Source organism: Streptomyces sp. V4I2 (assembly GCF_030817655.1).
Taxonomy (GTDB): Bacteria; Actinomycetota; Actinomycetes; order Streptomycetales; family Streptomycetaceae; genus Streptomyces; species Streptomyces plumbiresistens.
Map to the genome: position 1 here is coordinate 585126 of NZ_JAUSZM010000003.1, position 25755 is coordinate 610880.

The window sequence follows — 25755 nt, forward strand, 5'->3', positions numbered from 1 at the left end:
GTTGACCCAGCCGGTTCGGCGCCAGCCATGGTCAGTACGCCGGTTTCAGCGCTCCTGCGGGAAGTTTCTTCTCGTCCTCCCGGGCCACGGTGCACAGCACGTGGCGGAACCCTGCTTCCCACTCCTCGTCGGAGGAGGACCAGGCCCACATCTCGTGGCCCTTGCCGCGAGCCCAGTTGAGGCCGTATTTCTCGTCGCACAGGTCCGCCTTGTCCACACTGTCCGACGAGCCGTCGCCCGAGGCCCAGGTCCAGCCGACGACCTGCGCGTGGTGCGGCTCGTCGCAGCTCACCAGGGTCTGGGTGTACGAGCCGTCCTCGTCCTCCTCTTCGTCGAAGCAGTCACCCGGGCCCAGCTGTGTGACGTACACCTCGTCGCCGAACTGCCGGTAGTCGCCGAGCGGGCCGCCGAGGGTGGCGTTCTTCAGGAAGAGCAGGCAGGCGGAGGCGGGCGGTTCGCTCTGCCCCGTCTCGGGGGTGAGGACGGACAGCACGGGGGCGGCCATGGTTCCGCGCAGTTCGGCGGTGCGCCGGGCGCATTCGCTGCGTACGGCCTCAGTGCCGGATGCCGACGCGGTGCTGTCGGCGGCCACGGTCGCGATGACCTGTCCCTCGGGGTCGTCGTCGTGGCAGTCGACGAGCTTCAGGCCGGGCCGCCCCTCGAACTCCCCGTCCTTCCAGTCGGCGTCGACGCACTGGCCCGGTGTGAGCGCCTCGCGCAGCCCCACCTGCCTGCCGTACGGGTACGCGCTGCGGGTCACGGTCGGGGAGGGAGTCGGGGAGGAGCTCGGGGCGGCCTTCGCCCGGACCTCCGAGCCCTGTGCCGCGGGCCCTTCGTCGTGGTAGGCGACGGCCCCCAGCGCGAACCCGCCACCCCCGACCAGCACGGCGGCGAGCGCCAGCAGCGCGGCCGCCAGCCGGCCCGGCACCCGGCGCGCCTCGTCCGAGGGGCCACGGCGGGCACCGGCGGCGCCGGAGTCCGTCGCGGCTTCGGCGCCGGCCGAGCCGTCGGGCCGATCCGTGCGCACGGGATCGTCGGAGCCCAGGGTCTGCCCCGGCCTCGATCCGTCGCTCGCCGCTCCCTGCTCCGGCTCGCCCGCCGTGGCGTCCGCCCCGGCCGAGGCGGACGGAGCACCACGGGTGGTGGCTCCCGCTGCCTCGGCAAGGAGTTCGCGCGCCTGCGCCGCCTGCATCCGCTCGGCGGGATCCTTGGCCAGCAGCCCCATGATCGCCCGGCAGAGTGGGTCGCCGGCCCGCTGCGGCACGTCGGGTTGCGAAGTCAGCGCCGCCATGAGGGCGGCGTCGAGCGTGTCCCGCTCGAAGGGGGCGGTGCCCTCGACGGCGAAGTAGAGGGTGACCCCGAGGGAGAAGAGGTCGGTCGCGGGCGTCGCCTCTCCGCCGGACAGCCGCTCCGGCGCCACGAAGCCCGGCGTGCCGACCACCATGCCGCTCTGGGTGACCCGGGTCTCCCGGGGCCACAGCGAGATGCCGTAGTCCGTGAGCAGGACCCGGCGGTCGGCTGCGCCCGAACGGTCCGGCGCCAGCAGGATGTTGGAGGGCTTCACGTCCCGGTGGATGATGCCGAGCCGGTGCCCGGCGCAGAGCGCGTCGAGGGCGGCCGCGCCGATCCCGGCCACCTCGCCGCTGGGCAGCGGGCCGTGCTCCGTCACCACGGCGCGCAGGTCCCGCGTACCCGGCAGGTACTCCATCACGATCCACGGGCGGTCGTCGTCCTCCACGACGTCGTACACCGTGATCACGTTCGGGTGCTCGCGCAGCTGTGCCGCCTTCAGCGCCTCCTTGTGCCCCCGGGCGGCGGGGTCACCGCCGGACGCGTCCGGCTCCCGCGGTACGTCGATCTCCTTGACCGCGACCTGGACCCGGAGCTGCTCGTCCTCGGCCAGCCAGACGTCTCCTCCGCCGCCGGACCCCAGCCGCTGCCGCAGCCGGTACCGCCCGGCGACGACCCGTTCATCGCGTGGCACCAACGTCCCCTTCCCTGCCGCGTTTCCGGACCGGCCGCCCAAGGCTCCTTGCGGCCGCCGGCCTCATGCTCACTCGCCCCGCCCGGGAGCGGTCCCGGACCGCTCATTCGCTGAAGGCATGGTCGGCGCCACGGTCACCGGACGACCAGCGGCTTGAACGCGGACCGCACGTCGGACTTGGATTCCGATACGTACTCGCTTGTCGAGTCCGCGGTGGCGAAGATGGACGACGGGCAGCCCGTGCCGTTGATCTGGATCGTGCGGTCGGCGACGAGCTTGCCCGTGCGCAACTCGTACACCTTCACCGGGACCGCGATCTTGTGGAAGGTCACGTTCGAGGTGGCGCCGGAGGAGCCACTCTTGTAGTACGAGCAGGTCTCGACGCCGTCTCCGTACGTCTGCTCTCCCGCGCAGACGACCAGGACGGCATGGGCGGCGTCGCCCGCCTTCCAGGAGCCGGGGAGCTGCTTGGAGAAGTCGGTGTTGTACTCGTCGTAGGCGTAGAACAGCGCGCGGTTGGTGCCCTTGCCCATGGGCTTGGCGCCGCTGTACTTCGCCGGGTTGGAGCAGTACTCGGGCTGTGAGCCGTACCCGCCCGCGAGCAGACTGCGGACGTTGGCCAGCTCGATGCTCAGCGTGGCCTTCCGGGCGCCCTTGCGGGCCTCGTCCGTGAGAGGGCCGTCGGGGTACCGGTTGATCAACCTGTCGTAGTGCTTGCGGGCCGCGTCCCAGCTGTCCTCCGCCATGAGGTCGTCACCGCATTCGACGAGCGCGGCGGGCTCGGTCCGTGCGACCGTGTCGGAGGTCCGGTCCAGGACGTCGTTGCTGGGCTTGCGGTCGCGGAGCCAGTCGGTGACGGTGACGGTGTCGCAGGGATCCTTGGCGGGCAGGTCGCGGAGGAATCCGTTCAGGGTCGTCTCGACCGTCTTCTCGTTGCCGGGTTCCGCGAGCACCGAGGCGAGCGTGCCGAAGCCGTCCTCCAGGGCTTCGGTGTCCCCGCCCAGCGCGGTGATCAGCTCGGCCCGGGCGGTCTGGAGTCGCTCGCAGGCCCGTACGGCTTCGTCGCCGCGGGCGGCGAGTGGCGCGTCGGCGATGCGGTGCCCGAACCACACCTCGTCCTGGGCGCTCGACACCCCTGCGCAGTCGCCGCGTTCGCGGGCGTCGGTGACGCTCTGCCCGATGCCGAAGGCGTCGAACCGCAGGAGCCCCGCGGTCAGCAGCACCGGCAGCGTGACCCCGAGCGCGACCAGGCGCTGACGGCGTACCGCGACCCGCTCGCCGCCTCTGCCGGCCAGGTACCACCCGTGGATGATGACGGCCGCCCACCACAGGAGCACGGCGATCTCGTACGACGTCTCTTCGGTCGAGAGGAGCCGGGAGACGAGCACGACGGTGACGGCCACGGAGGCGACGGCGAGTCTCCACCGCCGCATCAGCAGATAGCCGACGCCGAGCAGGGAGGCGTTGCCCAGGGCGACGGCCAGTGGGTCGTTCGCCCGGCCCCCGTCGGGCGCGGGCACCGGCACGACGGGCTCGGCATACGTCGGGTTGCTCATCCTGATCTCCCCCGGTCGCACATCGTTTGGGTGACCGCATGGTGCGGCCCCGCTTCCGGGACGGGTCCCGGAAGCGCACCGCCGGCTTCCCTCGGGACCCCTCCCGAGTCCCGCCCGGCACAGTGGGCGGAGTCATTTCCCCGCGGGCGAAGGGCGAGTTGATGGCGGAGGAGAGCGTCGAGGTCGTGATCTCGGCGGACGGCACCGTGGAGGTGCATGTCCAAGGGGTCTCGGGCACACGGTGTCTGCAGGACACCGACGAGTTGGTCCGGCTGCTCGGCGGGGATGTGCAGCACCAGGTGCTCACCGAGGAGGCCTACCAGCAGAACGCGGACGACGAGCAGGACCGGCTGTGGCAGGGGTGAGCGGCCCGGGCACGCCGTGGCGGCTGCATGCCGTCGTGCCCCGAAGCAGCGCCAACGGTCCGGGTGTTCGGTACGTCGTCTGGAGCCAGGGGTGCGCTCTGGGCTGCCCGGGGTGCTTCAACCCCGAGACCCACTCGGCGGCGGGCTCCGCTCCGGTTCGCACGGCCGGCGAGGTGGCCGAGGAGGCGCTGGCCGACGCGGCGCATCTGGAGGGCGTCACCCTGACCGGCGGCGAGCCGCTGGAGCAGCCTGCCGCGGTCGCCGCGTTCTGCGCCGAACTACAGGCCCGCAGCGGGCTGTCGGTGATCGTGCTCACCGGGTTCACCCGCGCCGAGATCGAGACGGACCCGGCACGGTCGGCGGCCGTCGCCGACGCCGATCTGGTGATCGCCGGACGCTACAACGCGCGGCTGCGGCTGGCCCGGGGGCTGCGCGGCTCGTCGAACAAGGAGTACTGGACGCGCACCGGGCGCTACACGGCGGACGACCTGGCCGCCGTACCGGAGTTGGAGATCACCGTCGCGGACGACGCGACGCTCACATTCACCGGCATGGCCGCGCCGGGAGGGGAGTTCTTCGGTGGGCACCACGGGCATCGCTGACGAGATCCGGCTGTATCTGCGCGCCCGGGTGGCGCTGATCGTGCTCGTCACGGTCGAGGAACAGCGCGCCCTGGACGTACTGGACCAGGTGCGGCGGGACCGGGACCCCTCGTCCGACCTGGTCACCTGGGACATCGCCGACGGCATGCAGTCCGCGGCGGGCCGGCAGCTGCCCGAGGTCAAGCAGGGCAACCCCGTGGACGCGCTGACGAAGATCCAGGAGCTGGCGCAGAAGGAGCCGCGCCGCCGCGACCTGTACGTGCTCAAGGACTTCCACGCCTTCTGGGAGCGCGACCCGGCGGTACGCCGGCGCCTGCGCAACCTCGCCCACAAGCTCGTCTTCACCGGCTCCTCCCTGATCGTGACCACCCCGGTGCGCACCCTCCCCGTGGAGCTGGGCGACGACGCGGTGGTGGTGGAGATGCCGCTGCCCGAGGCCGACGCCCTGCGCCGCGAACTCGACCACCTCATCGACAGCACCAAGGGCGTGAAGTCCACGCTCACCCCGGCGGGCCGCAGCCGCCTGGCGCAGGCCGCCCTGGGCCTGACCGCCGCCCAGGCCCGCCGGGCCTTCGCCAAGGCCATCGTGCGCGACGAGGTGCTCGACGACCGCGACATCGAGGCCGTGCTGGCGGAGAAGAAGGCCGTCATCCGGGAGAACGAGGCCCTGGAGTTCTACGGCGCCGAGGAGAGCCCCGACGACCTGGGCGGCCTGGACGTGCTCAAGGAGTGGCTGCGGCTGCGCGAGCGAGCCTTCGGCGACGCCGCCCGCGAGTTCCGCCTGCCGGCGCCCAAGGGCATCGCGCTCATCGGCATCCCCGGCACCGGCAAGAGCCTCACCGCGAAGATGATCGGCGGACTGTGGCGGCTGCCGCTGCTGCGCCTGGACGTCGGCGCGCTGTTCGGCTCGCTGGTCGGCGAGTCGGAGGAACGGGTACGTCGGGCGCTGCGGCTGGCGGAGACCGTCTCCCCGTGTGTGCTGTGGATCGACGAGGTGGAAAAGGCGCTGGCGTCCGGCGGCCACGACGGGGGCACCTCGCAGCGCGTGTTCGGCACCGTCCTGACCTGGATGCAGGAGAAGACCGCGCCGGTGTTCGTGGTGGCCACCGCCAACGATGTCAGCGCGCTGCCCCCGGAGACGCTGCGCCGCGGCCGGTTCGACGAGGTGTTCTTCCTCGACCTGCCCACCGAGGAGGAACGCCGCGAGATCATCACCGTCCATCTGCGCAAGCGCGGCCGCAAGCCGGAGATGTTCGACGTGCACCAACTGGCCCGGGACTGCGACGGGTTCGTCGGCGCCGAGCTGGAACAGGTCGTCGTGGACGCGATGTACGAGGCGTTCGCCGAGGAACGTGACATCACGACCGACAACGTCGCCCGCGCCGCCGCCCGTACCGTGCCGCTGAGCCGCTCCCAGCGCGAGGTCATCGAGGACCTGCGCGCCTGGCTGCGCGAGGGCCGCGCCCAGTCGGCGTCCTTCGCGGGGGCGGCGCAGGCGGCCGAGCACCAGGTGCCGGTGCTGGAGGTGTAGGGGGGTGGCACGCCTGACGGAGGACGGCGCGGCCCGGCTGCTGCGGCGGGCCGTGCGACGGCGGGACGCCTCGCAGGGAGCGCGGGCCCGGCGGGCATGGCGGCGGCTGGTACGGGCGTGCGCCGCCGGGGACGCGGCGGCCCAGGAGGCCGTGCGGACAGCGGAGTTGACGGGCCGTGAGGTGCTGGAGCTGCTGGCGGCGGGGCCGCAGGAGCCGGCGGACCGGGCGGCCTGGCTGACGCTGCTCGGGCAGCGGGCGCAACGGCAGGCCCTGGACCCACGTGCGGGAACTGCGGACGAAGATCGGCGACCCCGCGGTGCGCAAGGCGCTCGGCCTGCTGACACACGCGCTCACCGACCGGTTCGGCACGGACCTCTCTCTCGGCAGCAACGCCGCGGTCACGGCCGGCCCGCACGACCTCGCCCTCGACCCGGACCGGACGGAGTGAGGCCCGTGCGGGTACGGACCGCCGTGCTGGTGCTGCGGCTGCCGCTCGGGCAGCACTCCCGACGGCGTCGCGAGGCGCTGGTGACCGTGTTGCGCGCGGCCGACGCCGGTACCCCGGCGGCCCTGCGCGCCGTCGCCCGCGCTCTGGAGTCCCTGGGCCCCGAGACGGTGTGGCGGACGTGGGCCGAGTCGCCCCGGCGCCCGTGGGCCTCCCCTCTCGCGGCCGAGCTGCTGGCCGAAGATGCGGCGCGGGTTCCCGACGTGCTCGTGGACGCCGGCTGGCACGACTGGCTCGACGCCCACCAGGACGAGCTGTGGTCACTGCTGAAGCGATGGAACCGGACCGCGACGGCCACCGCCAAGCCCCGGGTGCGCGCGCTCAGCCGTCTGGCGCTCGACGACGGCGACAGCCGCGACGGGGCCGTCGACGCGCGGGTGCTGGCCGACGCCGCCGCACGCTTCGGCCATCCCCTCGGTGAGCGGGCCCGTGCCCGCCTCCTGGCGCTGAGCGACGCCACGGCCGTCGACCTGTTCTGCCGTACGGCACTGAAATCGCCGGAGGCCGCGGCCTTCTGCGTCGAACACCACCTGGCGCCCGCCGATGACGTGGAACGGGCGGTGTTCTTCGTCCGGACCCGTCAGCGCGAACAGTTCCGGGCGCTGGATCCCGACGGGTCGCTGCTGGCGCTCGGCTACCGGGGCTCGTCGGCCGAGGCGCGCGCGGCGCTGCGGGCCGAGATGACGGACATGGGCGACGTGGATGTGCTCCGGGTGCTGGCGGGGCAGCGTGTCGCGCAGGACGACTTCGGCCGCCTCACCAAGCGGGAACGTGCCTATCTGGTGGGCCAGTTCACCGAGCGGGGTGACTGGGACCGCCTGTGGAGCTGCACCCTGCTGATGCCGCTCACCGAGGCGGTGAAGGCGGTCCGAGGCTGCGGCGACGACTGGCGGCCCTCCGACGAGGACGAGCGCGGCGTCTTCGAGGCCTTGCGTGGAGCGGATCCGCGGGCTGTGGCCGGCTGTGTGAAGACCCTGTCCGAAGGGTCCGCGTCGGCGCCCGCCCCGCACGTCCGGATCCAGCTCGTCGGCCTCCACCAGCGGCTGGGTGCCGTCACCGACCTCGACTTCTCACCGGACGGCACCCAGCTCGCCCTGGTCGGCGCGCTCCGCGTTCGCAGGGCGATCGACAGCCCCGACCCGTTGCACGAACCGGTCGCCTGGGCCGGGGTCGTGGATCTCGGCAGCGGAACGCTGTCCCAGTTGCACTGCGACTTCCAACGCCCTCTGGAGCGCGTCGCGCATCTCGGCTCCGACACCGTCGTCACCGCGGAGAAACTGACGTACGACACAGCGGGCGAACGCCTCCACAAGCTGAAGATCCACTACATGGACCGCGACGGCGTGCGGGCGCTCGACCCGGAAGCCGACGTGATTCTCGGCCTGAAGCGCACAGCCGGAGACCGTGCCTTCGTCGTGACCGCATGTGACTTCGAAACGTCCGACCGCAGGCGGAGGTTGCTGGTCGGCGTTCCCGATGGGTTCCTCGTCCCCGCCGGGCTGCTCGACGGCCTGGACCGTCTGGACGACTTCGAGCCCGTGATCGCCGCGGTGGATCCCGACGGCCGGCTGATCGCCCTGGTCGACGAGCTGGAGGATGCCGTGGTCGTCGACCTCACCGGTTCCGTGGTGAACAGGCTCGACGACGGCTCGGGAACACTGGAGAACGTCCCCACGACGACCGCCGCCCTGTCGCCTTCCACCCTGATCTGCTGCACCGCCACGGGTGTCCTCAAAGCGTGGCACGAGCCGCTCACCGCCAAGAAACCGACGGCGACGATTCCCGCCTGGTCCCCGGCGACCCGTCCGGACTCCCTGGCCTGGTCGCCCGCACTGAACCGATTCGTCGGGGTCCACCTCGTCCGCCGACCGCGCTTGGAACTCCTGGAGGTGCCACCGACCCGTGACGTCCCGGTGCCGGACACACTCGTGTCCGCGTCGATCGCGCTCGCCGGCGCCACCCACCTGGCACCCGTCGCCCGGCTGTCACCGAAGGGCGACACGCTGGCCGTGGCACACGCGAGCACACTCGACCTCTACCGCCTGACCACCCTCTCCCTGCGCCCGTTCATCGCCCGGCCCATGGCCCTGATGGCCCCCCAGAACCTGGCACAGGTGGTCAGGGTGCTGGGAGACCCGGCCCTCGACGAGGGGACCCGAACGACGCTGACCCTGCTGCGGGCATGCCTGGAGCGCCGGCTCAGCGACGACATCGGGATCGGCCACGCCCGCGACGGGGCGGTCGCGGGGAGCCACGAGATCGAGCTGGGCGGGTGAGGGGTGTCATGAAGGTGATCCATGCAGAGGAGGCCGCCCGGCTGGCCGGGCGCGCCGGTCTCAGGCGGGACGACGGCTCCCGCGGGTGGCGCGCCTGGCGGCGGCTGGTGAGCGCGTGCGCGGCCGGGAACGCGGCGGCCCAGGAGGCCGTATGGACAGCGGAGTTGAGGGAACCGGACGTGCTGGAGCTGCTCGCAGCGGCACCGGCCGAGCCCGCCGACCACGCCGCCTACCTCGTCCTCATCGGCCAGGGCGCGCAGCACCAGGCCCTCGATCCCGACGGCTCCTTGCTGGCGCCGGCCTACCGGGCGGCCGCGCCCGAGACGCGTGAACGGCTGCGTACGGCCCTGGCCGCCGAGGGTGACACCGAGGTGATCCGGGTGGTGGTCACCGGCGAGCAGCGCGACCGGCTCGCCGAGATGTCGTACGACGAACTCGCCTACCTCGGCCACCATCTGGCCGAGCGCCGGAGCTGGGACGAGCTGCGCCGCCTCGTCCGCGATCTCCCGTTGGCCAAGGCGGCCGCGGCTGCGCTGCTGCTGCCGGACGGGGTCTCGACGGCGTCCGCGCCGTCGCCGGGACAGCTGCGGGCGGTCGTCGAGCGGCTGCCGCGACGGCGACTGGTCAGGCATGACGTCACCACGTCGTTCGAGGGCGCGTCGTTCTCTTTGGACACCTCCGAACCGGCCCTGCGCTACCGGCCGTTGAAGCGGCCCAGGATCAGGGAACTTCACCTGGACATTCTCCGGATCGACACCGGAACGGTCACCCGCGCTCTCAACGGAGACGTCCTGACCGACAGGGACATCGGCGATTCGGTCCTGCACCTCGGCGACGAGATCCTCGTCAGGCTGAAGACGAGGAAGGACCTTCACCGGATCATCCGGGTCTCTCCCGACGACGAGGCCGTCGGCCCGCCGGCCCCCTTGTCGGTCATGCGAAGGTCGAGCGGTGGTGCGGCGGACTTTCGGGCGGTATCACCACGTGGCGAACGAGGACGGCGACCTGATGCACCTGATGCCGATTCCCTGGGAGTCCCCCGGTTCGGGCCCGCGCTGTCCTTCCTGTCCCCGAATTCGTCGGCGGTGCATCGCAGAAGCAGCCGGCACGATGAACAGTCGACCCACGTCTGGGAGTTCGGGCCGCACGCCGCCCCACACCTCACCGGCAAGCACCGGGGCCCGATCCGGAAGCGGTGGCCCCTTGAGGAGTGGCGCGGGTTGGTCCTGGACGATGCCTTCGCCGCCCGCGTCCATTCGGCCGAGGGGCGCCGGCTCGACCGTGACGTGCCCTGGCTGCAAGCCGACCCCAAGGACCCCCTCCAGTTCACGCGGTTGCGCCGGCTCCTCGCCCTGTCCCCGGGACAGGACGTGTTGGTCACGAGTCCCATCGCCAGAGGCCGCGGCTTCGCAGTGCACAGCCCCCACCTCCCCGCCGCCCGCGAACTCCTGGAGCGCCCCCTGCTGCACGCCACACCCGCGGACCTCCAGCGGATCCGGGAACTGCGGAACACGATCGGCGCCCCCGACGTACAGGCGGCTCTCGACCTGCTCTCGGCCTGTCTCACCGACCGCATCGGCGGCGACATCGCCCTCGACGCCACGGACTCCGGCCCCTTCGGCGGGCCGCACGACCTCGCCCTCGGCGAGGAGGGGAAGCGGTGAGCCCGATGCGCACGCGCACCGCCGCGCTGCTGCTGCGGCTGCCCCTGGGCCATGGCCCGCTGTGGAGGCGGGCCCTCGACACGGTGTGGCAGGCCTGGCTCGCCGCACCTGATCAGGCCCTGTGGGCCCTGCTGGAGAGACAGGGATGCGCGGCGAGCGGATCCGACCCCTCGGCGCACACCCTCAGCCGGCTGGCGCTCGGCGACGCGGACGTGCAGCTCGGCCCAGGGCTGCTGGCCGGGACCGCCGCCCGCTTCGACCACCCGATCGGTGAGCGGGCCCGCGCCCGGCTGATCGCCGTGAACGATGCCGAGGCCGTCGACATGCTGTGCCGTACGGCACTCACGTCGCCCAGGACCGCGGCCTTCTGCGTCACGCATCACCTGGCCCCCGCCGACGAGGTGGAACGCGCCGTCTTCTTCCTGCGGACCGGGCAACACGAGCAGTATCAGGCGCTCGACCCCGACGGGGCCCTGCTGGCGCTCGGCTACCACAGCGCGCCGTCCGAGGAGCGCAAGGCCCTGCTGGAGACGGTGAGCGAAGCGGGCGGCGCCGATCTGCTGCGGGTGCTGGCGGGCCGGCACTCCGGACCCGACGGCTTCGCCGCGCTCGGCGGAACGGAACGCAGGCGGCTGCTGGAGCAGTTCGCGGCCCGGCACGACTGGGACCACTGGTGGGCGCTGGTCCAGCTGATGCCGCTGCTCGACGCCGTGCGGGCGGTCAAGGATGTCGTCGACGCGGCCTGGCGGCCTTCGGGTGAGGACGACCTTCGGGTGTTCGAGGCGTTGTGGGGCGTAGGAGCCGCTGCCCTGGAGGCGTGGACGGGTGACGGTGACGGGTCGTCCGGGCTCGTTCCGGCCCGGATCACCATCCCCGGGCTCGACGGGCCGGACACCTTCGTCCGCGACATGGATTTCGCGCCGGACGGCACTCAACTCGCCTTCGCCGGACACGCAGGGGGCCGCGGCCGCGCCGGGATCATCGACCTGGCCGGCGGGCGGCTGTCGCACCGGTATCCCGACGCCGCGCGCCCGCTGGCCCGGGTGGCGCACCTGGGCGCCGACACCCTCGTCGTCGTCGACGCGGAGGAAGCCGGCGACATGAACCGTCCCAAGCACATCCACCGCTTCGCCCCGGACGGCGTACGCCCGACAGGTTTCTCGGCCACCGTGGTCAGCGCCCTGCAACGCGCCACCGCCGAAGGCAAGTTCGTCGTGTCCTCCAGACACATAGACGGGTATCGCTGGCACGCGAGGGTCTCCGTGGGCGACCGCGACGGCTCCCTCACCGACAGCGGAATCCTCGGCGGGCTGCCCGACGTCTCCCCGCGGGGCGTCACCGTGAGTCCCGGCGGCCGTCGGATCGCCGTGGTCAACGGCGACACCGTCGTGGTCGCCGACCACGGGGGAACCCTCGTGAACGTTCTGGACAACGGCCCCAGGAAGATCACCGGCTCGACGCCACTCAGCGCCATGTCGGACTCCGTCCTCGTTCGCGCCGATGCCCTGGGCGGCCTGGACATATGGCACGAACCGCTCGTGTCCGACCAGGCACCGGTGTCGAGAAACGTCTGGTTGAACACGACGTCCCTGTACGCCCTCGCCTGGTCACCCGCGCTGAACCGGTTCCTGGCGGTCGGGAGACAACACTCCCGATCGATGACCCTGTGGGTCCTCGACATACCCGAAACCCGCGACAGTCCCCTGCCCGACGACCTCGTGGCCCGTCAGATCCGCCTTCCCGGCCACCCGCATCGCGTGCGGCTGTCTCCGAAGGGGGACGTCCTGGCCTCGCTGGACTCCATAAGCCGCAGCCCGGCCGTCGACCTCTACTACCTCCCCCTCCTCACCCTGCGGTCACGCGTCGCGGGACCCATGGGTCTGATGAGTCACCAGGATCTGGCCGAGGTGACCGCGGCGGTGAAGAGCCCCGCCCTGGACCACAAGTCCCGGCCGATACTCCACGCGTTGCGCAGCTGCCTGGAACACCGGTTCCGGCACGACATGGGTATCGGGCGGACGGCAGGTGCGACCGACGCGGGGGACTTCGAGATCGAGCTGGGCGAGGTGTAGGGACGATGGTGCTCAGCACGGAAGACGCCGCCCGGTTGGTGCGGCAGGCCACGCGGCGGCGGGCCGACGGCTCCCGCGGGATGCGCGCCCGGTGGGCCTGGCGGCAGCTGCTACGGGCGTGCGCGCAGGGCGACCCGGTGGCGCAGGAGGCGCTAAGGACCGCCGAACTGCCCGCTCCCGATGTCCTCGACCTGCTGGCGGCGGCCCCCGAGGAACCCACCGACCAGGCCGCCTACCTGACCTTGATCGGACAGCACGCCCAGCGCCAGGCTCTGGACCCCGACGGTTCCCTGCTGGCCCTGGCGTACCGGGCCACGCGTCCGCAGATCCGCGAGCGGCTGCGTACGGCGCTGGCCACCGCGGGCGACAGCACGGCGATCCGGGTCGTGATCACCGGCGACCGGCGCGACCGCCTGGCGACACTGTCGTACGACGAAGCCGACTACCTGAGCCGCCAGTTGGCCCACCACCACGACTGGGACGAGTTGCGCCGGCTCGCCACCGACCTGCCCCTGGCCGCTGCGGCGACCGCCGCCGGCCTGCTGCCGCCGCACGAACGCACCGGCCGTCACGCGGCCGCGCTCACGCTGCTGGCCGGACAGCCGGTGCCAGGGCTACGGGCACTGACCGAACGGCTGCCCGCCGACCGGCTCGTCCGGTACGACGTCGGGAAGGTACACGAATACCATCACGTAGGGGCGTCCTTCTCCCCGGATCTGTCGGAACTGGCCGTGGTCCGCGCCAGTTCGCGGCGACCCTGGTCCGACTACCCATACCAGTTCGACCTCCACACCCTGCGGGTCGGTTCGGACAACCTGACACACCGACGCCGCTGGATCCGGAACGCGCGTTCCGTCCTGTACAGCGGGGCCCTGCACCTCGGCGACGAGATCCTCGTCCAGATCTGGGGCTACGGACCCCCGGAGCAGATCGTCCGCACGCTGCCGGACAAGCGTGTGTTCGAACTGCCGGAGCCCGCCGTCTCCATCATCCGCAGGGCGAGCGGCGGGGCCGTGATGCTCGGCCCCGAGGGACTGGTGTTCGCCGACCGGGGCGCGAAGGCCCTGCGGTATCAGCCGATTCCCGGCTTCCAACGCATGACCGGCCCCAAGGAGTTCGCGGCGTACGTCCGCTCCTGCGCCCTGGCGACACTGCCATCCGCCCGGCTCATCGCGTTCCGCCTCGGGACAAGCATCCGTGTGGTGGACGAGGACGGGAGGCCCGTGCACCAGATCCCGGCGCGCCTCGAGCGTGCCGAAGACGAGGTGACCAGCCACGGCCTCCTCTTCCGCGCGCCGAACACACTGGCGGTGCGCTACGGCAAGCACATCCGCACGTGGGAGTTCTCGCCGCAGAGCGCGAAGCGCGTCCCCGACGTGCCCGTCGGCCCGTTCCAGTGGACGCCGGAGACCAGCTCGCCTTTCGCCCAGAGCCACGGGACCTGGTTCGGCTGGGACGTCGCCGATCAGTCCCCCTGGGGGGACATACAGGCCCTCACCACGGTGGTCGAAGGGCAGGCGCGCCTCGAAGTGGTGAGCCCCCACCTGCCCACCGCACGCGAACTGCTGCGCCAGCCGCCGGCGCACGCCGATCCGCAACAGCTACGGCGAGTGCGGGAGTTGTTGCCGAAGATCGGTGACCCGACGGTGCGGGACGCCCTCGACGTGCTGCGGCGCTGTCTTGAGGAGCGGTTCGGGCATGACATCGCGCTGGGGCCCGCCGGTCCCGTGCCGGCGGGCGGCCCCACCGACATCGCCCTCGCCCGCCACCCCGACCAACCCCAGGGAGACGCATGACCACCCGGATCGGCATCGACTTCGGTACCGCCAACACCGTCGTGGCGGGCTGGGACCACGAGAGGGGCCGCGGCGTCCCCGTCCCGCTGCCCGGCGTCGACGTACTGCGCGAGGCCGGCCCCGGCCCCACCCAGCGGGTGGTGCCCTCCCTCATCGCCTACGCCCACGACGGCGGACCCCGCCGCCTCGGTGCCCAGGTCACCCCCGTGATGGACGACGACCCCCGCCACACCGTCTTCGCCTCCACCAAGAGCAACGTCGCCGGACACGCCTACGATGCAGCCCGCACCGTCGGCGACCGCAGGATCACCGGCCGGGAAGCGGCCACCCAGTTCCTCGGCGACATCATGGCGCTGGCCGTGCTCGCCATCGAGGACGACGACCTGGAGATCGTCGCCACAGCACCCGTGGAGTCCTTCGACGGCTACCGCGACTGGCTGGTGCGCGAGGTCCGCGACGGCCTGCCCACCGCCCGGCTGCGGGTCGTGGACGAGGCCACCGCGGCAGCCGTCGGCTACAGCGCCCGGCTCAACCCGGGTGACGCCTTCGCGGTGATCGACTTCGGGGCCGGCACCCTCGACGTCTCCGTCGTCCGAGTCCAGGAACCGGACGAGGCGGGCTCCGGCGCCGGGGTGCGCACGATCGCCAAGCGGGGCCTGGACCTGGGGGGCAACACCATCGACGCGCTCCTCGCCGAACACGCCATCGACCGCCTCTCGCTCCCGCACGGCGATCAGATCGGCCGCAACCAGGTCTTCCGCCGCCTCCTGGCCTCTGCAGAACGGGCCAAGCGGGAACTCGCCACCGCCGAACAGGCCGTCATCCGCGCCGCTGACGCCCGCACCGACCGTACGCACCAGGTCACCGTCACCCACGGCGAGTTCGACGCGCTGCTGCGCGACAAGGGCGTGCTGCGCCGGATCAACCAGGCCCTGCGCTCCTGCCTCGACCTGGCCGGCACCCGCGGCTTCGGCACTCAGGACATCCGGGAGGTCTTCCTCGTCGGCGGCAGCTGCCTCATCCCCGCCGTGCAGGACCTGGTGCATCTGCACTTCGACCCCGACGTGGTGCGCCTGGACCGGCCGCTGGAGGCGGTCGCGGCCGGCGCCGCCTCCATCGCCGGCGGCAGCGAGCTGTTCGACCACATCCAGCACGACTACGCCATCCGCCACGTCGATCACGACACCGGCGCCTACGAGTTCGAGACCCTGGTCGAAGCCGGCACCCCCTATCCCACCGAGGAGCCGGTCAGGACGCTCACCGTCAGGGCAGTGCACGAAAAGCAGCGCAAGCTGGGCCTGGCGGTCTACGAACTGGCCCACGCCACCTACCGCGACGCCGGCGCCGAACTGGAGATCGCCTTCGACGCCGGCGGCGGCGCCCGCGCCATGACCGTCACCCCGCAACAACGCCAGCAGCGGTCCATGCTCTGGCTCAACGAGGACAGCCCCACCTTCCTGGAGGCCGACCCTCCCGCCACCGCCGGAGAGGACCGCTTCCACCTGGAATTCCGCATCGACGCCCACAAACGTCTCACCGTCACGGCCTACGACCTGCGCCGCCACACGCTGGTCCTGGACCGGCAACCGGTCGTCCGCCTGGCGTGACCAGCCGGCGCTGCCTTTCCCGTCACGACATCCGATCCGTCACGACATCCGAGGAGTCCTCATGTCCCACTTCACCCGTGTCCGCACCGCGTTGCGCGACCCCGACCTGCTCGTCCAGGCCCTCGCCACGCTCGGCTTCACCACCGTCGAGAGCCACGACACCCCGCAGACCCTCTACGGCTACCAGGGCGACGCCCGCCCCGAACGCGCCGAAGTGATCATCCGCCGCCGCCACATCGGCCGCCACAGCAACGACATCGGCTTCCGCCGCCGCACCGACGGCACCTTCGAAGCCGTCATCAGCGAGTACGACAGGTCCGGCTACGACCAGCCATGGCTGACTGAGCTGGCCCGCGCCTACGGCCACACCGCCGCCCTGCGCTACGCCGAGGACAACGGCTACGAGGTGGACTCCGACGTACTCGAGGAGAACGGCCAACGCCGCCTCGTCCTGCGCCGCTACACCTGAAGGCACACCCTTTAGTAGGTACCGCTCCCGCTCTGGTCACCAGGGCGAGTCTGCGCAGTCAGCGCCGCGGTGCCGCCCCGGCGATGTCGAGGGCGAGGGTGAGGCCGCTCGGCGCCGGCGTCGAGAGTAAGTCTGTCTTGCCCTGGCGGCGGCTTCGGCGATCAGCCATTCCAACAGGGCGGTTAAGACACCGGCGTTCCGCCAGACCCGGAAGCGTCCGTAGACGGTCGGCCAGGGCCCGAACTCTCCCGGCATCTCCCGCCGCTGCGCGCGTGTCCTGAACCTCCGGATCACACCCTCGAACTGATCCCACAGCCGCTCGGGGTACAGGCACAGGCCGTACTCGCCGGTTCTTCATGGGCGGGTCCTTGGCTCCAGGCCGCGCGCGGTGGACGTGGAGAGCGGCCGGGTGTTCATCAGTCGGTGACGCCGCCGTAGGCGATGACCTTGGTGGGGTGCAGGCGGACGACGAGTTCGCCGGGGACGGCGTTGCGCTTGCCGAACTCCTCAGCCTTGTCCGCGCCCATGTACCGGGCACCGGCCCTGGTGGCGACATGGAGGAGTTCGTCGAGGTCCTCGCTGAGCGTCACCTCGCCACGCGCTTCGACGTAGGCGAAGGGAGGCGCGTCGTCAGCGACGCAGAGGGATGCGCGGGGATTGCGCCGCAGGTTGCGGGCCTTGGCCGTCGCGCCACCCGTGGTGAACAGGAATGCCTCGCCGTCGAAGACGTACCAAACGGGGGTGATGTTCGGCGTGCCGCCGGCCCCGACGGTGGCGAACCGTCCGGTGGCCGCGCCGCGGGTGACGAAGGCGTGCCATTCCTCGGTCGACATGGTGTGCATGGGCGGTCCTTTTCCGTGGTTGGCCGGTTGGTCGGTTGGCCGGTTGGTCATTCGGGACGGCGGTTGCGCGGAACCGTCTCCAGGACGAGGTGGTAGGAGTGGTCGACGAGTTCGGCGACGAGGTCCGCGGTGATGCCCCGGCCGGCTCCTACGGAGATCCAGTGCCGCTTGTCGAGGTAGCGGCCCGGAGTGAGCGAGGGGTACTGGCCTTGCAGCAGCCGCCCGTACTCCGGTTCCGCCTTGAGGGTGACGATGAGTTCGTCCGGGTCGTCGGTGACGATCAGGAAGACCTTGCCCGCCACCTTGTAGACGTCCAGCTGCTCGGTGAACGGGCGCCCGTGGCCGACTCCCGCCAGCGCGAGTGCGGTGCGGCGCGCGGTGTCCTGGAGCTTCGTGCCGCTGAAGGACATGCCGGAGGTCAGACGCGGCGGCCGTAGGTGTGCGGGTCGACGGGCTGCTGGGACTTGGCGAGCCCGCTGACGACAAGTCGGTAGGAGTCGGTCACGAGCTCCTTCACCAGCGTCTCGTCGATCGTGTTCCCGCCTTCCAGCGTGATCCAGTGCTTCTTGTTCATGTGGTAGCCGGGGGTGATCTCGACGTGCTCGTGACGCAGGGCGGCCGCCTCGTCGGGGGCCGATTTGAGAATCACCATCGGCTCACCCGTCACCTGCGTCATGAGCATGAAAACCTTGCCGCGCACCTTGTACACCTCCCACTCGGGCCCGAACGGGTGCTCCAGCCCGGCCCCGGGAAGTTCCTCGGCACAGTCGGCCGCGGTCTTCTGCAGCGTCTCTCCGTCCATGGTCATCAGCTCCTTCATCGATCGAACGCCCCGACCGGCGGTCAGGGCGCGGATTGTCGCTTCCAGCATGATCAGTACGAACAGCAGTCGCCCTGCATCCGCGCTGTCCCGCGCAGGGGGCCCTCCGCGGGAAAGGCGACGGGCGATGTCCAGGAGGATCTCGCTGCCGTCGCGTCCGGGGAGCTCGTTGCCGGTGCGAGCCATCTGGCTGACGGCACGCATGCGCGGGCCGCGGTCCCCATCCTCTTCCCGCGGACGACAATGCGGCCGGTAAACTGCGGACACATGATGGTCGACAGGCGACACCCGCCGAGGCCGGAGCAGGCTTCCGCCGCCCTCTTCGTCTCGCGGCCCGACTCCGCCGCACGCGCAGAGCCCGCGTCCGTCCCGCTGTACGGCTTCCAGCCCCCGGTCGGTACGCCGTACGGCCTGGAAGTGACCACCGTCGAGGACTTCCACGCCGACCACGACGACTGGCCGTGGAATCCGCCCCGTCCGGGCCGGGCCACCTTCCACTACCTGATCCACGTCACGGAGGGTGAACTGCGGCACGACGTCGATCACGTCACACGCACCGTCGCTCCCGGCCAGTGGCTGTGGGTGCGCCCCGGGCACGTGCAGTGCTGGCACGACCCCAGCACCGCCCGTGGCCCCTTCATCCTGTTCGAACCGGAGGCGCTCCGGCCCGACATCGCCCGCCGGCTGGCTCCCGTCACCTCGCACGACGCCCCCGCCGTGCTGACCCCGCATCCCGACGACGCCCCCTGGCTGGAACAGACCGCGCTCCAACTCCTCGACGAACACCGTGCGTTGGGACGCCGCCCGCTCGCGACCCATCACGCCCTGCGGTGCAGCCTCCTCGAAGCCCTGCTGCTACGTCTCGCCAACTCACCGGACATCGCACACACTCCGGTCACCACCGGAAACACTTCCTCGGCCAACAACACTGATGCCAGGAACCCGGGAGACATGCCGGTCTACGAACGATTCCTGGACGCCTTGGAGATGCACTTCCGCGAGCTGCACCACGTCGACGACTACGCCCGGCTGCTCGGCTGTTCCGTACGAACCCTCAGCCGCGCCACCCGGGCCGCCGCCGGCACCGGAGCACGGCAGGTCATCGACCAGCGCCGCCTGCTCGAAGCACGCCGACTGCTCGGCCACGCCCGGTGGACCGCCCGCGCGGTCGCCGACCACCTCGGCTTCACCGGCACGGCCAACTTCGGCCGCTTCTTCCGACAGCACACCGGCCTCACACCCGCCGCCTACGCGGCCCGTCAGACCACCCCGGATCCCTGAGAGCACCCCCGCCGGTGGATATCCCAAAGCATCGCGTGCCGTGTGATGAGGATTCCACTTCAGGCCCGCGCCAGAGGATCCCTAGGCTCACAGGCATGGACAAACCGAGTGCCGAGGCTCTCGAGGTCTTGGGCCGGATCGAGGGGAGCCTCACGCGGGCCGCAACACATCTCGGCTGAGGGACCGCACGACGGACCGGAAGTCGCCATGCGGATCGGGGCTCAGCCCGCTGCCTCGGCCGGAGCCTCAGGCACTGGCGGAGCAGGTAGAGGGCCAGGATCAGTCGGAGGAGCGTGGCGGCTGTCTCGATCAGGGAGGAGACACGGAAGCCGTGCACGGCCGCGATCTCGACGTCGCCCACGCTGTCCGCGGCGCCGGCCAGGACCGGAGCGGGTGGTCGGACCAGGGTGCTGCGGCCCCAGGTCATCGCGCAAGCGGTGCCATAGGTGCTGCACAGCGCCGGAGCCCTCCTCCGCCTCCATGCCGTGACCGCCAACAGCGACCTCGACGCCTCCGACGCTGACGCGTCACCCATCGCCACCGGCCCCGCCCCGCCCCGCCCCACGCCTGACGAGGAGGGGCCTCCGGCTCCGACGTCCAGGACAATGCGAGGGCGCTCAGCGGCCGAGGAGCACTGCGGTGGGCCCAACTATCGCTGCGCGTCACAAGACCCGGGTCACCGGCCCTGCCGACGCGGCCGCAGGCCCGTGCAGCCGCTCAGGCGGGGTCCTCGTCCAGCTTCGCCACTACTCGGTCGGAGATGTCGGCCAGAGTCCGCAGCTCCGCCGGGGTGACATGGTCCAGGAACAGCTCTCGCACAGCCTCCACGTGCAACGGAGCCGCCGCCTCGATCGCCACCCGCCCGGCGTCCGTGATCACCACGAACGCTCCCCGGGCGTCCTCGGGGCACTCCTCGCGGATCACCAGCCCTCGTCCGGCCATCCGTGCGATGTGGTGGGACATCCGGCTCTTCTCCCACTCGAGCGCCCGACCCAGATCCTGGTAACGCTGCCGGCCGTCCGGCACATCCGTGAGACTGACCAGCACGGCGAAGTCCGCGGCCGAGAGCTTCGACTCGCTCTGCAACATGCGTGACAGACGGCCCCCCAGCCGCTCATGCAACCGAACAAAGCTCCGCCAGGCGTGCTGCTCCTCCGCCGTCAACCACCGCACCTCTTCATCCATACAAGCGAGTGTAAATGAGTTGATAGGTCATCCAGCTTGGCGAAGGGCGACCCATCAGGACACCGGCCCGCGCACGGCGTCCGGGCCTCCGCTGGCAGGACGCGTATCGCGGTGTCCACTGCGTCGCCCAGATCGCGTCGCGCAGCTCGGCCTCCGTGGCCTCGGGGGCGACACCGTCCTCCACCGCGGCCTTCGCCACGGCCAGGGCGATCTTGCGGGCCGCGTCCCGCATGTCCGCCAGCTGTGGCAGCAGCGGGGTCGCCCCGTCCGTGCCCGCTCGTACCACGCACTCCCCCACGGCCCGCGGCGTGGTCCTGGGCGCGGGATCGGCGGCGGTCCGGCCCGCCGCGAAGGCGAACCCTTCACCTGGCCGGCCGAGATGTGCGGCGGGACTGCAGGTCGAGCACCAGTTTCTGACAGGTCGGGAAGTCGGGCCGAGGGCGCGCTGAACTCGAAGGGGACACCGTCGTTCCCCGGACGGCGTCCTCTTCGGTGTTCTCGGTCAGTCCCCGGTGAACTCCGGAGCAGGAGCGGTCAGTTGCCCCACAGCGACTCCAGGCGCGTTCGCAGCGTCGCCGCGAGATGTTCGGCCAGGAGAACATGCTGCACGGCCGCATCGCCCAGGACCAGGAGTCGGCCTCCGGCACCTCGGTGGCGTCGGCCGCGACGACCTTTGCTCATACGGCGGGCTGCGGCTGCTGACAGCCGCAGCTCCCCGCGCCGACCTCAAAGCGGCTCATGTGCGAGGCGGCAACCGATGACCGGCTTCCGCCTCGCTTCGTTCGCCACGGCGGTCCGTGGCAGGAGTCGGTCGACACGACGGCGTGAGCGTGCCGTCCTCGCTGTCGGGGATCGCGCAGGCGGGTCATCACATCGGGCGTACGCGTGCCACGAGCCGGGCGGCGTGCGCCTCCGCGCTGCGGCGGACGGTGTGTTGGGCATCGCGGACGGCCACGACCCGCCGAGGGATCCTCAGGTGTGGGTGCACAGCAAGTTCTCTTCGCGCACTTATTCGTCGTAGCGGCGATGGTTCTCCCTGAACGCGACCGCGGAACAGCAACGAGCATCTCGCGCCAGGTCACGCCTGAGCCCAGGACGTAGACGATGCCGGTCAGCACGTCCAGCCGGCCGCCTGAGGCGAGCCGGAGAGGTCACACGAGCCTGACCGGCCCGGCGTCGATCGGCAGGCGGACCAGGAGATAGGGCTTGCGGCGCAGGTCCTTGCCCTCGTGGAAGGGCGACAGCCGGTTGAGCTGGTTGGCGATGGCGTACAGGTGCCGGTCCGGGGCGACGGACAGGGTGTCGACCCAGATCAGGTCGCTCCCCTGCGCGAGGGTCCGGTAGGTGCCGTTCGGGCTCCTGCGCCAGAGGGAGTTGTGTTCCAGGTCGCCGCCGTAGAGCCGCCCCTTGTCGTCGCTCTCCAGGCCGTCGGCCATCGGCTTGAACCCGAGGTCCTCGACCGTCGCCGCCACCTCGGTGTCCGTGGCGTCCGGGTCGGCGAGGGCGTCGGTGGACACGCTGTGCAGCCGGCGGCTGGACAGCGGGCAGTAGTACAGGCGCGTGCCGTCGGCGCTGAGAGCGATGCCGTCGGAGCCGGTCTCGTAGTACGTGGGCTCGCCGCCCGCGGGGCGGACCATGAAGGGCTCGCCCTCGATGACCGGAAGGAACTGCTTGTCCGCGAGCGCCGAGGGATGCCCGGCCAGTCGCCGCCAGGAGCGGCCCGTGGCGAGGTCGACCACGATCACGCCGTTCGAGCCGCCCGAGTCGGTGATGAACGCCATGCCCTCGGCGCCGCGCCGCAGGTCGAAGCGCACGTCGTTGGGGTAGCTGTTCGCCGACACCACCTCGGGCGGGAAGAGGATCTTCCGTACGATCCGGTCGGTGCGCAGGTCGACCGCCACGAGCTTGGGACCGCCGTAGGAGGACCCGGCGAACAGCGGGCTTCCGGTGTCGAGGATCCAGAGCCGGTCGGCCGGGTCGACGACGACGCTCTGCACCGACTGGAAGTGCCCGGCCAGGTCGGAGGCGTCCTCGCGGTTCACCTCGGCGTCGGGGTAGGCCACCGGTTTCCCGCCGCGCAGTTCGGCGACGGTGATGGTGAGCGCGGCCGCCGCGTCCAGCAGCCGCTCTCGGGGACTCTGCTTGCCTCGGCTTTCGTCAGGGCAGTTCGGTCACACGGTCCGTGCCGGGTGGGGCGACCGGGCTGTGGGCGGTGAGGTAGTCGGTGAGGGCCGCGATGTCGTCCCCGCCGCCGACGGTGTCGGTGCCCTCGGCGAAGGTGGTGAAGCCGTCGCCGCCGGCGGCGAGGAAGGTGTTGGCGGTCACCCGGTAGGTGGCGTCCGGCAGCAGGGGTTCGCCGTTGAGCGTGATCGACGCCGGGTCGATGCGGTCGCCGACCGGCGCGCTGTGGGAGAAGGAGTACGTCAGGCCCTTGGAGACGCCGAGCATGAGGGTGGGTGCCCGGGTGCCGGAGTCGTTGAACTGCTCCTCCAGGATCTTCTCGATCTGCGCGCCCGTCAGGTTCACGGAGACCAGCGACCCGGCGAAGGGCTGTACGGCGAAGGCCTCGGCGTAGGTGATCTCGCCGGGTGCCTCCCCGCCAGTCGACGACCCGTGCACCAGGTCCGCCCGCACCCCGCCCGGATTCATCAGGGCGATCTGGGCCCCGCCGCGCTCCGGTGCCGAGGTGGCGGCGAGTTGGGCGTCGGCGACGAGGTTCGCCAGATCGGACTCGGCGTCGCGGGTCTCGGAGCGGGTGATGTCGGCCGTCACGCTGCCGACGACCCGGTTCGCCAGCGGCGCCGACAGGGACTTCCACTTGTCGATGACGGCGGTCTGATCGGCGTCCTTGGCGCCGCGGGTGACGAGGTGGTTCATCGCGGCGACCTGCTCCCGTACGACGTCGCCGGTACGGCGGTCCACCGGCAACCGGGTCTCGGTGACCACCCGGCCGAACGACGACGCCGAGGTGACCAGGCGGGGGTTGCCGGCCGGGTCGGGCAGGGAGCAGATGTAGGGCTGGTGGGTGTGGCCGGTCACCACGGTGTCGATCGCCGGGTCGAGGCTCTTGGCGATGTCGACGATCGGGCCGGAGATGCCGTCGCACTGCCCGTACGATCCAGCCTGCACGCCGCCCTCGTGCAACAGGACGACGATCGCCTCCACACCCTGGCGGCGCAGTTCACGGGCGGAGGCGTTGGCGGTCTGCACCTCGTCGAGGAAGCATACGGACGTGATGCCGGACTGGCCGGTGACCTCGGGGGTGCCCTCCAGGGTCATGCCGATGAAGCCGACCTTCACCCCGTCCACCTTCTTCACCCAGGTGGGCGCCAAGAGGGGCTTGCCGGAGTCTCTGTCGATGACATTGGCGGCCAGCCAGGGGAACGCCGCGCCGTCGTACGGCTCGCCCTCGATGAAGCAGCCGTCCTCGGGGTGGCAGCCCCCGTGCTGCATCCGCAGCAGTTCCTCGGTGCCCTCGTCGAACTCGTGGTTACCGACGCTGGTGACGTCCAGGTGGAGCTTCTCCATGGATTCGACGGTGGGTTCGTCGTGGAAGAGGCCGGACAGGAAGGGGCTGGCGCCGATGATGTCGCCCGCGGCGACGGTCAGCGAGGTGTCGGTGCCCTGCCGGAGCTGGCCCAGCCGGGCCGCGAGGTACTCCGCGCCGCCGACCGGTGTGGACTTCGGGTCGAGCTTGGAACCGAGGTTGGCGTCGCGCCCGGTGGGCGGCTCCAGGTTGCCGTGGAAGTCGTTGAAGGACAGCAGCTGGACGTCGACGGTGGACGGCGGCTTCTGGGCTGTGGGGAAGGCGCGGGTGTACGAGATCCACAACCGGACGTCGGCGGCGTCCGTACGGCCGTTGCCGTCGAGGTCTCCGGCCGGGCCGGCGGTCGGGACGGCTGCCAAGTCCTTGGCGTTCACAGAGCCGTCGCCGTTCACGTCCGGTGTGCGGTGCGCCAGTAGCCCCGAACGGACCGACAGCAGATGGAACTTGGTCACACTGCCGTTGAAGCCGAAGTTGTCGTCGGCGACGAGGACGAGAGAGCGGGAGCCGTCGGGCAGCCGCGGCCCCCAGGTGATGCCCTCGACGTTGTCCGCGTCGGTACCGGAGGTGGTGAAGTCGTACAGCAGCTTCTTCGGCATCGGCTTCTCGGTGCCGGACAGGGCCTCCTTGCCGCCTACGTCCGTCGCGCCGATGGTGCTGGTCCAGTAGAGGCGGATGGAGAAGCCGACACCGGAGGCGAAGGACCGTTCGACGGTGAGGTAGTCGGTCTCGTTGATCGCGAGGATCTCGGAGACTCCGCGGTCAGCCGAGTACGTGCCGACCGGGGCGGGCAAAGGCGCGGTGGGTGCGTCGGAGATCGGGTCGACCTCGTAGACGTGCTCGGCTTCCGGCTCCCCTGTCTTACGGTCCATCAGCAGGAGCCGGGACGGGCTCTTGGCGGTCAGTCCGGCCGCGGGGCCGTCCTGGACGAGGGCGTTCTCGGTGATGGTGGCCACCTTGCTCCCGTCCGGGGAGAGGGTGAGCCCTTCGAGGGCCTGGTTGTTGCGCACTCCGGCGGTGAGGGTGCCCGAGGCCGAGCGGACGGGGGCGTACGCCTTGGGCAGCGGCAGTTCGCGTACATACCCGCCGGAGGTGTCCGCCTCGCGGACGAATGCGGGCTGCCCGGCGGAGGAGGCGCCCTCGCTGGTCCACAGCAGGCTCTTGCCGCCGGGGGTCCAGCGGATCGCCTCGGGGTCGACCGCCTTCGGGGCGAAGGGGTCGCCGGTGGTGTCGGCGAGCACGGTCAGGCCGTCGAGGTCGGGCTTGTCACCGGCGAAGGCCGCCCCGTCGAGCGGGAGTCGGAGGCGGTAGAAGCGGGCCTTGCCGTTCTCCGAACGGTCGTCGCTGAGGGCGACGTACTCGCCGGACCGCGGGTCGTAGTCGATTCCCGACAGCCCGCCGAACGGCATGCCGAACTCCGTCGTCCCGGCGGGCACCGTGAGGGTGTCGAGGAGCCGGACGTCCTGCGGCTTCCCGGAGGCATCTGCCTCCGGTTCCGCCGCGAAGCCGTTGGTGAGGGCCAGGCTGCCGAGGAGGCCGGCCGCGGCGAGGGAGGCGAGGAGCGCGCGTCTGCGGCGTACTGGGGATTTGTGGCGCATGAGTGTCCTTCCGAAGGGAGGCGTGCGGGCATGGCTCGCCGACCCGTTCTCCCGGCG

Annotated in this window: 20 protein-coding genes and 1 pseudogene; 11 read left to right on the forward strand and 10 right to left on the reverse strand. The window is 71.5% G+C overall.

All coding sequences use genetic code 11. The features are described from left to right. Nucleotides 1-31: 31 nt before the first annotated feature. Together QFZ76_RS03435 and QFZ76_RS03440 are read right to left on the reverse strand one after the other, a co-directional pair. A complete protein-coding gene (locus tag QFZ76_RS03435; protein WP_307672282.1) occupies nucleotides 32-1984 on the reverse strand; it encodes a serine/threonine-protein kinase in 1953 nt (650 codons plus the stop codon). Between the two features lie 134 nt (nucleotides 1985-2118). Further along, nucleotides 2119-3540 (reverse strand): tol-pal system YbgF family protein, encoded by a 1422-nt coding sequence (locus tag QFZ76_RS03440; RefSeq protein ID WP_307672283.1) that lies wholly within the window; start codon nucleotides 3538-3540, stop codon nucleotides 2119-2121. Between the two features lie 161 nt (nucleotides 3541-3701). Here QFZ76_RS03440 and QFZ76_RS03445 point away from each other — a divergent pair, with 161 nt between their 5' ends. The 10 genes from QFZ76_RS03445 to QFZ76_RS03490 all read left to right on the forward strand — a co-directional run bounded on the left by QFZ76_RS03445 (nucleotide 3702) and on the right by QFZ76_RS03490 (nucleotide 16428). Then, nucleotides 3702-3905 carry a DUF2997 domain-containing protein gene (locus QFZ76_RS03445; RefSeq protein ID WP_307672284.1) on the forward strand — a complete coding sequence of 68 codons (204 nt, stop codon included), beginning with the start codon at nucleotides 3702-3704 and terminating at the stop codon, nucleotides 3903-3905. A 35-nt stretch (nucleotides 3906-3940) separates the two neighbouring features. Beyond that, a complete protein-coding gene (locus QFZ76_RS03450; protein ID WP_307672285.1) occupies nucleotides 3941-4507 on the forward strand; it encodes a 4Fe-4S cluster-binding domain-containing protein in 567 nt (188 codons plus the stop codon). Further along, nucleotides 4485-6038 carry an AAA family ATPase gene (locus QFZ76_RS03455; RefSeq protein ID WP_307672286.1) on the forward strand — a complete coding sequence of 518 codons (1554 nt, stop codon included), beginning with the start codon at nucleotides 4485-4487 and terminating at the stop codon, nucleotides 6036-6038. Before QFZ76_RS03450 ends, QFZ76_RS03455 begins: the two co-directional genes overlap by 23 nt. Nucleotides 6039-6319: 281 nt before the next feature. Beyond that, complete coding sequence (locus tag QFZ76_RS03460; RefSeq protein WP_307672287.1) at nucleotides 6320-6487, forward strand: hypothetical protein; 168 nt, start codon at nucleotides 6320-6322, stop codon at nucleotides 6485-6487. Nucleotides 6488-6492: 5 nt separating this feature from the next. After that, nucleotides 6493-8820, forward strand: coding sequence for a hypothetical protein (locus QFZ76_RS03465; protein WP_307672288.1), 2328 nt, complete (start codon nucleotides 6493-6495; stop codon nucleotides 8818-8820). An 8-nt stretch (nucleotides 8821-8828) separates the two neighbouring features. Next, nucleotides 8829-10484 carry a hypothetical protein gene (locus QFZ76_RS03470; protein WP_307672289.1) on the forward strand — a complete coding sequence of 552 codons (1656 nt, stop codon included), beginning with the start codon at nucleotides 8829-8831 and terminating at the stop codon, nucleotides 10482-10484. Nucleotides 10485-10489: 5 nt separating this feature from the next. Beyond that, complete coding sequence (locus tag QFZ76_RS03475) at nucleotides 10490-12556, forward strand: hypothetical protein (RefSeq protein ID WP_307672290.1); 2067 nt, start codon at nucleotides 10490-10492, stop codon at nucleotides 12554-12556. A gap of 5 nt (nucleotides 12557-12561) precedes the next feature. Beyond that, nucleotides 12562-14352, forward strand: a complete 1791-nt coding sequence (locus QFZ76_RS03480; protein ID WP_307672291.1) for a hypothetical protein — start codon at nucleotides 12562-12564, stop codon at nucleotides 14350-14352. Beyond that, nucleotides 14349-15959 (forward strand): Hsp70 family protein, encoded by a 1611-nt coding sequence (locus QFZ76_RS03485; protein WP_307672292.1) that lies wholly within the window; start codon nucleotides 14349-14351, stop codon nucleotides 15957-15959. Before QFZ76_RS03480 ends, QFZ76_RS03485 begins: the two co-directional genes overlap by 4 nt. Nucleotides 15960-16020: 61 nt before the next feature. Beyond that, nucleotides 16021-16428 carry a DUF1257 domain-containing protein gene (locus QFZ76_RS03490; RefSeq protein WP_307672293.1) on the forward strand — a complete coding sequence of 136 codons (408 nt, stop codon included), beginning with the start codon at nucleotides 16021-16023 and terminating at the stop codon, nucleotides 16426-16428. Between the two features lie 60 nt (nucleotides 16429-16488). Here the strand turns inward: QFZ76_RS03490 and QFZ76_RS03495 are convergent. The 4 genes and pseudogenes from QFZ76_RS03495 to QFZ76_RS03510 all read right to left on the reverse strand — a co-directional run. Continuing rightward, nucleotides 16489-16755 (reverse strand): annotated as a pseudogene (locus tag QFZ76_RS03495) (transposase); the annotation flags it as partial. Nucleotides 16756-16844: 89 nt separating this feature from the next. Continuing rightward, entirely contained in the window at nucleotides 16845-17270 is a 426-nt protein-coding gene (locus tag QFZ76_RS03500; RefSeq protein ID WP_307672294.1) for a PPOX class F420-dependent oxidoreductase, read from the reverse strand. A gap of 47 nt (nucleotides 17271-17317) precedes the next feature. Next, on the reverse strand, nucleotides 17318-17680 hold the full coding sequence (locus tag QFZ76_RS03505) for an MmcQ/YjbR family DNA-binding protein (RefSeq protein WP_307672295.1): 363 nt from the start codon (nucleotides 17678-17680) through the stop codon (nucleotides 17318-17320). A gap of 8 nt (nucleotides 17681-17688) precedes the next feature. Then, nucleotides 17689-18072 (reverse strand): MmcQ/YjbR family DNA-binding protein, encoded by a 384-nt coding sequence (locus QFZ76_RS03510; RefSeq protein WP_307679918.1) that lies wholly within the window; start codon nucleotides 18070-18072, stop codon nucleotides 17689-17691. 285 nt (nucleotides 18073-18357) lie between these two features. Here QFZ76_RS03510 and QFZ76_RS03515 point away from each other — a divergent pair, with 285 nt between their 5' ends. Further along, nucleotides 18358-19371, forward strand: a complete 1014-nt coding sequence (locus QFZ76_RS03515; RefSeq protein WP_373464258.1) for a helix-turn-helix domain-containing protein — start codon at nucleotides 18358-18360, stop codon at nucleotides 19369-19371. A gap of 717 nt (nucleotides 19372-20088) precedes the next feature. Here QFZ76_RS03515 and QFZ76_RS03520 read toward each other — a convergent pair. The 4 genes from QFZ76_RS03520 to QFZ76_RS03535 form a co-directional block, all read right to left on the reverse strand. Beyond that, nucleotides 20089-20556, reverse strand: coding sequence for a MarR family winged helix-turn-helix transcriptional regulator (locus QFZ76_RS03520; RefSeq protein WP_307672296.1), 468 nt, complete (start codon nucleotides 20554-20556; stop codon nucleotides 20089-20091). After that, nucleotides 20549-20854 carry a hypothetical protein gene (locus QFZ76_RS03525; protein WP_307672297.1) on the reverse strand — a complete coding sequence of 102 codons (306 nt, stop codon included), beginning with the start codon at nucleotides 20852-20854 and terminating at the stop codon, nucleotides 20549-20551. The genes QFZ76_RS03520 and QFZ76_RS03525 overlap by 8 nt, the downstream gene beginning before the upstream one ends. Before the next feature lie 853 nt (nucleotides 20855-21707). Continuing rightward, the gene (locus QFZ76_RS03530; protein ID WP_307672298.1) at nucleotides 21708-22619 is read right to left on the reverse strand and encodes an L-dopachrome tautomerase-related protein; all 912 of its coding nucleotides are present in this window, start codon (nucleotides 22617-22619) and stop codon (nucleotides 21708-21710) included. 94 nt (nucleotides 22620-22713) lie between these two features. Further along, nucleotides 22714-25698, reverse strand: coding sequence for an esterase-like activity of phytase family protein (locus QFZ76_RS03535; protein WP_307672299.1), 2985 nt, complete (start codon nucleotides 25696-25698; stop codon nucleotides 22714-22716). Nucleotides 25699-25755 lie beyond the last annotated feature (57 nt).

What these genes read in the sequence shown, in the direction of transcription:
- QFZ76_RS03440 (WP_307672283.1), bottom strand. Translation starts at nt 3,540, where the DNA reads ATGAGCAACCCGACGTATGCCGAGCCCGTCGTGCCGGTGCCCGCGCCC.
- QFZ76_RS03445 (WP_307672284.1), top strand. Translation starts at nt 3,702, where the DNA reads ATGGCGGAGGAGAGCGTCGAGGTCGTGATCTCGGCGGACGGCACCGTG.
- QFZ76_RS03470 (WP_307672289.1), top strand. Translation starts at nt 8,829, where the DNA reads ATGAAGGTGATCCATGCAGAGGAGGCCGCCCGGCTGGCCGGGCGCGCC.
- QFZ76_RS03475 (WP_307672290.1), top strand. Translation starts at nt 10,490, where the DNA reads ATGCGCACGCGCACCGCCGCGCTGCTGCTGCGGCTGCCCCTGGGCCAT.
- QFZ76_RS03480 (WP_307672291.1), top strand. Translation starts at nt 12,562, where the DNA reads ATGGTGCTCAGCACGGAAGACGCCGCCCGGTTGGTGCGGCAGGCCACG.
- QFZ76_RS03485 (WP_307672292.1), top strand. Translation starts at nt 14,349, where the DNA reads ATGACCACCCGGATCGGCATCGACTTCGGTACCGCCAACACCGTCGTG.
- QFZ76_RS03490 (WP_307672293.1), top strand. Translation starts at nt 16,021, where the DNA reads ATGTCCCACTTCACCCGTGTCCGCACCGCGTTGCGCGACCCCGACCTG.
- QFZ76_RS03500 (WP_307672294.1), bottom strand. Translation starts at nt 17,270, where the DNA reads ATGCACACCATGTCGACCGAGGAATGGCACGCCTTCGTCACCCGCGGC.
- QFZ76_RS03505 (WP_307672295.1), bottom strand. Translation starts at nt 17,680, where the DNA reads ATGTCCTTCAGCGGCACGAAGCTCCAGGACACCGCGCGCCGCACCGCA.
- QFZ76_RS03510 (WP_307679918.1), bottom strand. Translation starts at nt 18,072, where the DNA reads ATGGACGGAGAGACGCTGCAGAAGACCGCGGCCGACTGTGCCGAGGAA.
- QFZ76_RS03515 (WP_373464258.1), top strand. Translation starts at nt 18,358, where the DNA reads ATGATGGTCGACAGGCGACACCCGCCGAGGCCGGAGCAGGCTTCCGCC.
- QFZ76_RS03520 (WP_307672296.1), bottom strand. Translation starts at nt 20,556, where the DNA reads ATGGATGAAGAGGTGCGGTGGTTGACGGCGGAGGAGCAGCACGCCTGG.
- QFZ76_RS03535 (WP_307672299.1), bottom strand. Translation starts at nt 25,698, where the DNA reads ATGCGCCACAAATCCCCAGTACGCCGCAGACGCGCGCTCCTCGCCTCC.